The 9,795-nt window shown below is 65.7% G+C and carries 8 protein-coding genes and 1 other RNA gene; 4 read left to right on the forward strand and 5 right to left on the reverse strand.

The window, feature by feature from the left end; translation table 11 throughout:
* Window positions 1-21: 21 nt before the first annotated feature.
* From smpB to ssrA, 3 genes are all read left to right on the forward strand, one after another.
* The gene (smpB, locus tag ACIBGM_RS41920; RefSeq protein ID WP_360524364.1) at window positions 22-498 is read left to right on the forward strand and encodes an SsrA-binding protein SmpB; all 477 of its coding nucleotides are present in this window, start codon (window positions 22-24) and stop codon (window positions 496-498) included.
* A gap of 927 nt (window positions 499-1,425) precedes the next feature.
* A complete protein-coding gene (locus ACIBGM_RS41925) occupies window positions 1,426-1,986 on the forward strand; it encodes a DUF1707 and DUF4870 domain-containing protein (protein ID WP_360524361.1) in 561 nt (186 codons plus the stop codon).
* 135 nt (window positions 1,987-2,121) lie between these two features.
* Window positions 2,122-2,499: a transfer-messenger RNA gene (gene ssrA / locus ACIBGM_RS41930) on the forward strand.
* A 60-nt stretch (window positions 2,500-2,559) separates the two neighbouring features.
* Here the strand turns inward: ssrA and ACIBGM_RS41935 are convergent.
* From ACIBGM_RS41935 to ACIBGM_RS41955, 5 genes are all read right to left on the reverse strand, one after another.
* Complete coding sequence (locus ACIBGM_RS41935) at window positions 2,560-3,468, reverse strand: tyrosine-type recombinase/integrase (RefSeq protein ID WP_396388715.1); 909 nt, start codon at window positions 3,466-3,468, stop codon at window positions 2,560-2,562.
* Between the two features lie 877 nt (window positions 3,469-4,345).
* Entirely contained in the window at window positions 4,346-5,200 is an 855-nt protein-coding gene (locus ACIBGM_RS41940) for a helix-turn-helix domain-containing protein (RefSeq protein ID WP_396388716.1), read from the reverse strand.
* Window positions 5,201-5,213: 13 nt separating this feature from the next.
* A complete protein-coding gene (locus tag ACIBGM_RS41945) occupies window positions 5,214-5,726 on the reverse strand; it encodes a DUF6879 family protein (protein WP_396388717.1) in 513 nt (170 codons plus the stop codon).
* Complete coding sequence (locus ACIBGM_RS41950) at window positions 5,716-5,970, reverse strand: hypothetical protein (RefSeq protein ID WP_396388718.1); 255 nt, start codon at window positions 5,968-5,970, stop codon at window positions 5,716-5,718. The genes ACIBGM_RS41945 and ACIBGM_RS41950 overlap by 11 nt, the downstream gene beginning before the upstream one ends.
* Window positions 5,971-7,045: 1,075 nt before the next feature.
* A complete protein-coding gene (locus ACIBGM_RS41955; protein WP_396388719.1) occupies window positions 7,046-7,843 on the reverse strand; it encodes a hypothetical protein in 798 nt (265 codons plus the stop codon).
* 485 nt (window positions 7,844-8,328) lie between these two features.
* Here ACIBGM_RS41955 and ACIBGM_RS41960 point away from each other — a divergent pair, with 485 nt between their 5' ends.
* The gene (locus tag ACIBGM_RS41960) at window positions 8,329-8,814 is read left to right on the forward strand and encodes a hypothetical protein (RefSeq protein ID WP_396388720.1); all 486 of its coding nucleotides are present in this window, start codon (window positions 8,329-8,331) and stop codon (window positions 8,812-8,814) included.
* Window positions 8,815-9,795: the final 981 nt, after the last annotated feature.

Genomic DNA, 9,795 nt, shown 5'->3' on the forward strand with positions numbered 1-9,795 from the left:
GTCGTCTGAGATACTGGTCGGATGGTGAAAGAGACCGGCCGGAAACCGATCGCGCAGAACCGTAAGGCGCGACACGACTACCACATCGAGGACGTGGTGGAGGCCGGGCTCGTGCTGACCGGGACCGAGGTGAAGTCCCTGCGGCAGGGCCGGGCCTCCCTGGTCGACGCGTTCGCGGCGGTCCGGGGAAACGAGCTGTGGCTGCAGGGGATGCACATCCCCGAGTACAAGCACGGCACCTGGACCAACCACGAGCCGCGCCGTACCCGCAAGCTGCTCCTGCACAAGGACGAGCTCCAGAAACTGATCCGCGCCGTCGAGCAGCAGGGCGTGTCGCTGATCCCGCTGTCGCTGTACTTCAAGGACGGCTACGCCAAGGTCGAGCTCGGCACCGGGCGGGGCAAGAAGGACTACGACAAGCGGCACGCGCTGGCCGAGCGCCAGGCGAACCGCGAGGCCCAGCGCGCCCTCTCGGACCGCCGTCGCGCCCCGCGCTGACAGTGAGGATGATGTGAGTGGGCCCCGCGGTGGTCGTCCTGACTCGCCCTCTAACTGACTTCCGGTCTTAGTCGGGATCTGTCGGTCGGCGGCTGCGGGGCGTGTTTGCACTCACCGGCCGGGGGTTGTGACTTCATACGAGCCGTGCCAGCAGGCACCCATCACTGCTTTTGTCCGCTCGCCTCGGCTGGTGTGTGCCGCCGTGGCCCTGGCGAAGGGGACCGGTCCGACCGCAAGACCCGCCGATCTGCCGGCAAGTCCGCCTCGATCGACGCCGAGGCCGCCGCCCGGGCCGTCGCGGCCGGTAACCGGACAGGCACGCGAAGGACCGCAGCGGATCCGTGGAAGCGCTACGCAACCTGCGCGTGGCTCGCCGCAGCGCCATCAGCCACCGTGCCGACTGCGTGCGCCGGATTGAGACCACTCCGCGACCAGTTCGACTCGCGAGCTGGTCACCACCTGCGCTGCGACCAGACCCGGCCCGGATCAACCAGCCACACCACGCCGCCAAGGCCGCACTGCGCGCTCCTCGACCTCAATCGCGGCGGCGACCGCCAAGCCATCGGACCATCCGGGCGTTTGCCGAGTCGTCGATTTCGGTGCTTCAGCGAGCGAATCGACAACAGAAATCCACAACTCGCGGACCACCTCCGGTTGAACCGCCCGTCAGCCACGCGCCCGCGTCTACCTCCTCCGGTCGGCCGCCGCTCCGGGTGCCAGTGTGGGCGGTCGCATGCCGCCCGGCCGATTCCCGGTGTCTCGGCGTCCTTGGGAGCTGCGGGTGTTTCGGCGTACCCGACTCGTTGGGCTTCTGTCGTGGGGATGCCGGGGTGAGCCTGGGCCCGGGCAGGGGGCTGGGGTCCGGTCAGGGGTCGGTGGGGGCTGCACCCGATGGGGTGCGAGGCGCCTGGAGCGCAGAGTGGATGCATGTCCACTTCAGACCTGCTGGTGACGCCGGCCCAACGGGACCGCGCCGTCGAGATTCTGAAAGAAATGTACGCCGACGGCCGGCTGGACCACGGCGAGTTCGACACCCGGCTCGAGCTGGCGCTCAAGGCGCGCACCCGGGCCGAGCTGAACAGCACGTTCAACGGCCTCGTCTCCCGGCCCGTCCCGACGTACGCACCCGCCGCCTTCACCCGGCCGGCCCAATTGCAGCGGTACAACAGCGACGGCCGCGGGCTGGGCACGGTCGCGCACTGGCTCGGGTATCCGACGTTCTTCGTCGGCCCGGCCATCATGGTCGCGACCGCCGGCCAGAAGAACCCCGCCGTACGCAAGCACGCCGTCGAGGCGCTGAACTTCCAGCTGAGCGCGTTCGGCGCGTTCGCGCTGGTGGGCATCATGACCGGGGTGACGGAGGGGTTCACCGCGTTCCTGTTCCCGCTGCTCGGCATGCTCTGGTTCATCCTGACCGGGATCGGCGGTCTGGCGACCGCAGTCGGCGCCAACTTCCGCTACCCGTTCACGCTGCGTATGATCAAGTGACGCTGGGTGATCTCGCCGCGCGATGTGGGCCGTCCGCCGCCGCGCGGGAATCCGGGGTGCGGGTGGGTTGTTGGACTTGATAGTGTGGATCTTCTACCGGGGCTCCGGTGCCGGTGGGAGTTTGACAACTCAACAGGGGGTGAACGGTTTCGACTTTGGACGTTAGTTCCAAGGGAAGCGGGCCGAGGATCCAGGGTTATCTCGTTAACGATCTCTGGAAACCAATAACTGCCAACGCTAAGCGCAGTAGCTTCGCTCTCGCCGCCTGACGGCCTGAGCACCTAAAGAAGCGGTCAGCCCGGGGATGCTTCCGACCCGGTTCCTGGCCTCAGCTAGGAAGCTTGCTTTGTTAGCCCGGTCACGGGGCTAGCACGGGACATTTACAGTGACTGAGCCTGTCAGCGACTTGTCTGTGAGAGCGCTGAGGCTGAGAAAAACGCCTAACAGACTGCGCCCGGAGAAGCCTTGAAGCAACGCTGAAGGACGCGGGTTCGATTCCCGCCACCTCCACCCCTTTGAGAAGTGCCTGGTCAGAGCAACATTGGCCGGGCACTTCTGCTTTGTGCGACCACTTTACGACCACCTTATGCCGCCTCTCGCGCAAGAACCTCGGCTGCCTTGGCAGACGCCACCCCGCGGCCCATGTACACATCCTGGGTCATGCTCGGCTTGGCGTGGCTCCACGTGATCGGCGATCTCCCGGGCGCTCAGACCAGCGTCGTCCATCCGCGTGACGACGGTCTTCCGCCAGGTGTGCGACGTGACCCAGCTGAGCCCGGGGTCGATCCGGATCAGGGCCGCCTTCATCTCCCGGTTCGCGTTCGACGGGTTCCGCGCCTCGCCCAACTGCGGAGGGAACAGCAGACCGAGCGGGTTGCGCGGCCACGTCATCGCCATCCGCCGGCGGCAGAGCTCCACCGTCCTCGGCGGTACGGCGATGATCCGCCACCCGGCCTCGGACTTCGGCCGCAACTGAATGACACTGCCGCGGCCCTCCAGGCGTACGACGGTCGCGTTCACCTCGATCACACCTGCCTCGAGGTCGACCACCTCGGCGCGTACCGCGAGGGCTTCGCCGATCCGCAGCCCGGTGCCGTCGAGGAACTCCATCAAGTCGGCCACGTCGTCCCCCTCGACACCGGCGGCCTGATCGTTCGCGACCTTGGTGAGAACCAGTTTCTCCTCGTCGACTGTCAGCGCCTTCGGCTGGCGGCGTCCACGGGGGATCTTCGCCACCTCGCGAACGGGGTTGGTGTCGATGACGCCGTTCCGGACCGCAACTGCCATCAGCAGGCTCAGCACGGCCTTGCAGGACTTCGCTTTGCCCTGGCCGCTGTTCTGTCGTACCGCCTTTAGGAACGCGTCACAGCGCGGTACCCGGGCCTCCCGGATCGACAGCTCACCCATTGCCGGCAGCACCTTCGTGTCGAGGTCACGCAGGTACAGCTCCTTCGACCCGTCCGCCAGTTCGGACGACTCCACCTCGGCACGCCACACCTCGGCGAGGTCGCGGATCTTCGTGTCTGCGGTAAGGTCGCCGCCGGTTGGTTCGCCCCTTGCATCTTCTGCTGTGGATTATCCGGAGATGCATACCCGTCACGCACGCTCACCCAGTTGACCTGCATTTCCGTTGGGTGCGACACCGAGACGATGTGCTGAGACTTCACCCAGAGCTGCGTCCCGTCCGCTCTGAGCGTTCCGATGATGCCGTCGTGATCGTCACCCTCCATCGTCTGACGCTACTCAAGGGGCGTCGTGTCCAGCTCGAAGCTGCTGCCGTTGGTCAGGTGAAACTGGACGGTGCTGCGGCACTGAATCGTCATCGTGCCTCCTGTGCTTGGGTTGAGGCACATCGATACTCGGGATCATCTGGTCAGGCAAGAGGCCGACTGCTGGCGGCAACAGTCGACTCAAGCGACCGTTCGCGACCCTGGGAGACACAGGGGATCCGACTCACAGGATGGGAGTCGGGAGAAATAGCGGGCAACCGCCGCGGCGTGGGTCGTGATCCTCGTCCATTTGGGGTCGTCCCATGTGACGTAGATCAGCGCAGGACTAGAGCCGTCGACCGTGCCGTCGCCGTACTCAAAGTGACGGACCCGATCACCTTTCTTCAGGTCGCTCCAACGTACCTCGTTCACCGGCGCGGCTGGCCGCTTCCCAGTGAGCTCCGGCAGGTTCTTCAATCCGACCACCGATCCGTTAGCTCACGCCTATTTGGTGCGGCCAGGGCGACAGGGCAGGGGAGACCGCGCACCGCCCTGCGCACGCTCGGGGCTCACCCACCGCCCTGGCCGTGTTGAAACCGTAGGGCCGGGCATGATCTGTCCGCGATGAACTTGCACGGACTTGCACGGAGTTATTCGAGGGCGTCGATCGCGGCAGCGATGAGTCGGCGGGCTGGTGCGCCGACTACAGCGATGTCAGCGAGCCGGGCGAAAGCGTCGGTGTACATCGCTACCTCGCCCGGCTGCGTGATCGTCAGGTAGCCGGAGATGAGTTCGACGTTGACCTGGGTATCGTCGAAGATCCAGAAGTCCTCGACCGGAGGCATCGCGGTGCGCTCGATCCCCATCGGCAGGATCCCCAGGGAGACGGCTGGCAGTTCGCCGACTGTGAGCAGGTGGCCGAGTTGGCCGGCCATGACGTCGGATGTGCCGATCACGTTCCGCAGGACCGCTTCCTCGATCAGGACGGCGAAGGTGCGATTTCCCTCGTGCAACAGTTTCAGGCGGTCCTTGCGTACCTGGACTGCATCCTCGACATCGTCCGGCAGTCCGCGGCGGCTCGACGTGCCGCGGAGGACGGCTCGGGTGTAGCTCTCGGTCTGCACGGCACCGGGGATTAGCCAGGGCGAATAGGTGCGGAACCGTCGGGTGCGCTCCCACAGCGGGAGCACGGACTGCTGGGCGCGCCGCAAGCCGGTGCGCTCCATCCGGCGCCACTCGACGAACATGCCCTCGATCGCCTCGAGGGATGAGATGAGATCGGGGATCTGCTCGACCGCACGGCAGGTTTCCGCCCAGGCCCGTACGTCGGCGCTCGATGGAGACGTCTTGCCGTTCTCGATGCGCGACACCTTCGACTCGTGCCAGCCGCACGACACGGCGAGTGCCCGCCCGGTGAGTCCGGCTGCTTTCCGGATCTCACCCAGGCGGGCACCGAAGTCGCGCTTGGCCTTCTGCGCGTTCGAGAAGACGGGTGGGGTGGGCAACGGGTGTCGCTCTCTAGCTTGGCTGGTACTCCCTGTGCGGGATCGCTCGATCCCAGACAGCGTCGAACGATGCTACGCACTGCTTCGCCATGTCCGGGTCGTTGACCCGCTCCTCGCCCACCCAGGAGCCGTCGCCGTCGAAGAAGTTCCACAGCACAATCTGTCCGTCGAAGACCCAGAAGTCGTTCGCCGGCACCAGGAGGTCCCCGGTCTGCTGCCGCGGCAACCACCGCACCTGCTCCCCTGCCGCGACGTTGTGAGCCTCCGTCACGTCGTACTCGAACCGGACGTAGTCGCTGATCGGCTCGGACACGATCCGGGCCCGCCGCACCTCCACGCCCCGAGTTGTCGTTTCGCGAACCAGGTCATGGAAGGCACGCCATCGCTCCGCGGGGTCGAACCGGCCGCCCGACTTCCACTCGTTCCAGTCGGGGTCGTCAGGCTCGTACAGATCCCGCGTCTCGAGGTGCAGTGCGCTCCGCTCGGCGGCCCGGAACAGTTGGAACGCGACCGGTTCAGCCGTCACCCATCGCCTCCTTCAAGAACGGTGCCATCCGGGCCGGGATCCGCAGCACGGTCTCGTGTTCCGGGATCGGTGCGGTGGCGTTGACCTCCGCCAGCGCCTCGTCGTCCAGCTTCCAGCCCTGGATCACCATGCTGCCGTCCGCCTCGTCGACCCACACGGTTGGTGAGTTCGTGTTCGGTGAGTTCGGGTCCTTGCCGATGTAGCGCAGTGCCACGATCTTCTCCCCTCGGAGACCGAGTTGCATGGACTTGCAGCGTAGATCCGATGGCGGCGGACGTCAGCAGGTCCGGCGTGTCGGACTGCGCTGAGTAACGGAGCTGGCCTATACCGCGATGTCAGATCCACTGATCGAGGGAGGGAAATCTTGTCCACTCAGGACGATGCTCGTGACGCGATCCTCAAGCAGATCGCAGAGATGGCGCCGAGGATGACTCAGTCGCACCAACTCCGCAACATTACGGAGGCCTACGCATGGATTGCGTCGCCGGCTCAGGCGCACGGCGGCACCGCTGACAAGTAGTGCGTTGCGGCGGCCCGCCGGACGATCGGCGGGCCGCGCACGTTGGATGGCCTGACAGGGTGGGACCGAGAGGGTGGACAAGATAGACATTCAAGAGCGAGCGAACAGCGTCGACGACCGGATCCGCGAGCTGGTCGCCTTGGCTCCACCTCTGAGTCCCTGGCAACGCGCACGCCTCGCGGCCTTGTTTCCGATCAGCCACGGGCGATGCTTTAGCGAGGAGATGAAGCCTTCTGCTGCCAATCGGGGTTGCGAGCCCCCCACTCGGGATAGAACGCCGTACCGGCGCAGCAGCACGCGGAGCCTAGCCTTCTGGTCCTCGGGCAAAGGATGCTGCCTGGCCCACTCGCGACCCAGATCGCGGATCCGTTCTCGCTCTGCCTCGTGCCGCTCTGTGCCCGCTCCGCCTTCTCATCGTCACTCATCCGTGCCATAGACGTGAGTTTGGCCGGGTGGGCCGCCAAGCAGAAGCCCTTAGGCAAGGGAGCGCCCATCGGAATCCCGATGGGCGCTCCCTCCTGCGTTTGGGGTCAGTCCTCTTGGTCGCCCGGCCAGCGGTCGTACCGCTCGCACATCACGTAGCCGTCTTCACCAGAGGGCACGTCGGGCGATCCGCCGCTTCCCCCTTGGCCGACCTCGAACGGTGTCTCGTCGGCCAGGTCTTCAGCTGCGAAGAGCTGCGAGGCTGCATCACCTGGATTCCCAGGATTGCCGTCCGATGACGTGTCACGTCGCGACCCTTCAGGGTCACCTGTAGAGCCGCGAGCCATGGGTAGTCCGTCTTGCGGAACACCCCCGCTTACCGACCTACATTCCCAACCATCGCCGCGGGCGGCGCGGCGATCGGGAGGCTCTTGCCGAAGTCGCGCAACGTCAGCCGCAGGCGGGTGGCCAGATCCGCGCCGTCGTCCAACACGAACTCGATCCGTCGCGGGACGTCCTCGGCGTCGACTGCGATGGAGACACTCAGCCCCTTGGGCGCGGTCTTCGTGATCCGTGAGTTGAGCAGTTCCCCAAGGGCGCCGGCTGCGGCCGCCCTGTGCGAATCGATGGTGACGATGTACTCCTGCGTCTCGTCGCCGTCGATCGTAGTCTGCTCGCCCCGCTTGAACTCGGTCGCGTACGCCGTACCGACGATGACTTGGTGACCTGCGGAGATCCCGATCAACGTCTCGGCGACGAAGAGTGCTTCCTCCTCCGCCGGATTCTTGCTGCCCGGGTTCAGCCGTGCCCACGGGCGCTTCGCGCTGCCGGTCAGCTTGTGATCCCTCACGTACACCGCATCGCCGATCCGGATGATTGGAGGGTCGCCGGCCGGGATCGAGACGTCGGTCGCGGACCCGGTCAGGCGCACGTTAGCTGTGAAGGTCGCCTGGTCGCGCCCGCCCTTCGGAACAACGAAGGCTTCCACACTGAAGCTGCCTTTCGCCAACAGCGCCGGCAGCACCCGCGGGGCGAATGTCTCCAGCGTCAGCGCGGCAGGCGTGACGGGCACAAGACTCCGCTCGGCGTCCGCGTCCTTGCTCATGCTCCCGCAGGCCGCAGACAGCACGAACACTGCGCTCACCGCGATGGCGCGCGGCAGGGTGACACGCACAGCAGACTCCTCGGGACGGTGGGAGGTCGGACGGTCGTGCTGCTACAGGAACTCAGATAGACCCGGGGAGTGATGTTGACATATCCTCCGCCCGGGCGCAGTACGGCGGCTGTGGCACAACCTGCAATTGGGTGTGAGTCAGCGGCCAGCAGCCGCTCCAGCCAACGGGTTGACGTTCTGCATCGATACGCCGATCACGGCGGCGACCCACCACCAGATGGGGTCGCTCGGCCGTCCCGGCCGACGGTGCGTTACCTGGTCGACTCCACGGTCAACGGCACGACGTCGAGGAAGTCGTTCTTTGGCGTGAACCCGCACGGTGACGTGGAGACGTTGACTGGTGCGGTACGGGGCAGACCGCGTCGACGTACCGCTACACCGCGTACGGCCAGGCCGACACCAAGGGCACCACCGGCGACGACGCCATCGGCACCCGCGGCCAGGATGGCGACATCGTCAACCCCTACCGCTTCAACTCCAAGCGGTTGAACGGCGCGACCGGCACCTACGACATGGGCTTCCGCGAATACAACCCGAGCCTCAACAGGTCCTCACCCGAGACCTGTTCGCCGGGGCGCTGCAGGACATGGCGCTCGGCGCGGACCCGTGGAACACCGCTACATGTGAACCTGATCGGCCGCATCGAACTCGACGGTCATATCAACGAAAGTCTGACCAGTGGTGGTGCTGGTGCCATCGTCATCGGCACAGGCCCATGTGAACACCACGACGACATCGGACGAAGAACACAACCAGTAGGTCAAGAAACCTGGAAGAACCTGCTTATGGGCGGGATAGAGGGCACGCGCGCGACTGGTGAGCAACTACCCGTGGGCAACGCGGTGACGACGGTTCGCAAGTTGGCTGGGGTCCCGTCCGACAGCCAGATCTACCACAACCTGGTCCAGAACCAAGGAGCGAACACCGGCAGCACCGCCTACGAGGTGGGCCGGTGGTTCGGCCCGTGGTGATCCCCACCGGAGTCGCCGGCACCAGCGTGCGTGTTGTTGACCGAATGGCCGCCACGTTGGCCGAGAGGGCTGTGGCGAAACCGAGCCGATTACGTCGCCGTACGCGGCATCCGTGTGACCGACTCGACGGCGTGGCCGTCCAGATCCAGCCGATCGACCCTGAGGCGATGCGCCACGTCACCATTTGGCGCGAAGTACTACGACATCAACAACAGCGCGAGCCGCTGCCGAAGGAGCATCCGCTGGCGGCAACAGGTCATCATGGAGGCTGTCCGATCCCCAGCTGCACCTCCGAAGGGCCATGGCGCCCCAGCGGGTCGGTGCCCCGGATCTTGTCAGCCGCTTCTGAACTACTTGCAGGTGAACTGGTGATGGAGTCGAGACCGAGCCCGATGCCCTGGGAACGAGCCTTCAACGAACTCTGGGCCGCTGAGTCGCTGCCGGCGGCCCAGGCCGCTGGGGCGGACCTCATAGCGGAGGTTCTGCCCGGAGGCTCCGCAATCGACCTGTCGGCTGGGGCCCCACTGGTTGCACTCGTGCATGAGCGTAGCCGACTACCTGCTACTCACCCCTACCGGGCGTACGTGATTGCTGTGCTTCTCGCTATGGGAACATGGAGTGGTTCTTGGCGGCGCGCCGCACGCGCGAACGCGTTGCTGGCAGCAGCGACCGCACGCGAAGAGTCGATTGCCATACAGCTCTCGGAGTTTGTCAAGAGAATCTCGGACTGCTATTCGACGAGGATCCCGAGACCAGATCAATCATGAGCTTGCTGGTCGGGGCGGTGTGGCCGATCGACGCTGATGCTGGTCTGATTTTCGATCGGTACGCGGCCGAGAAACATCCGGCAGTCAAAGCGAGCGTCGCCCAGGCGTTAGTGAGGTACCTAGTGTCGCGGTAACGAAATAGCTTTACCTCGTGGGATCATGGGTTATGGCGTTGACTGTGCCCGTGGATGTTCCGGCCGAGGATCGCAGGGTG

This window comes from Kribbella sp. NPDC050470 (assembly GCF_044458365.1).
GTDB lineage: Bacteria > Actinomycetota > Actinomycetes > Propionibacteriales > Kribbellaceae > Kribbella.

Bases quoted from the DNA above. Each gene is read 5' to 3' on its own strand.
- smpB (WP_360524364.1), top strand. From the start codon at position 22: ATGGTGAAAGAGACCGGCCGGAAACCGATCGCGCAGAACCGTAAGGCG.
- ACIBGM_RS41925 (WP_360524361.1), top strand. From the start codon at position 1,426: ATGTCCACTTCAGACCTGCTGGTGACGCCGGCCCAACGGGACCGCGCC.
- ACIBGM_RS41950 (WP_396388718.1), bottom strand. From the start codon at position 5,970: ATGCAACTCGGTCTCCGAGGGGAGAAGATCGTGGCACTGCGCTACATC.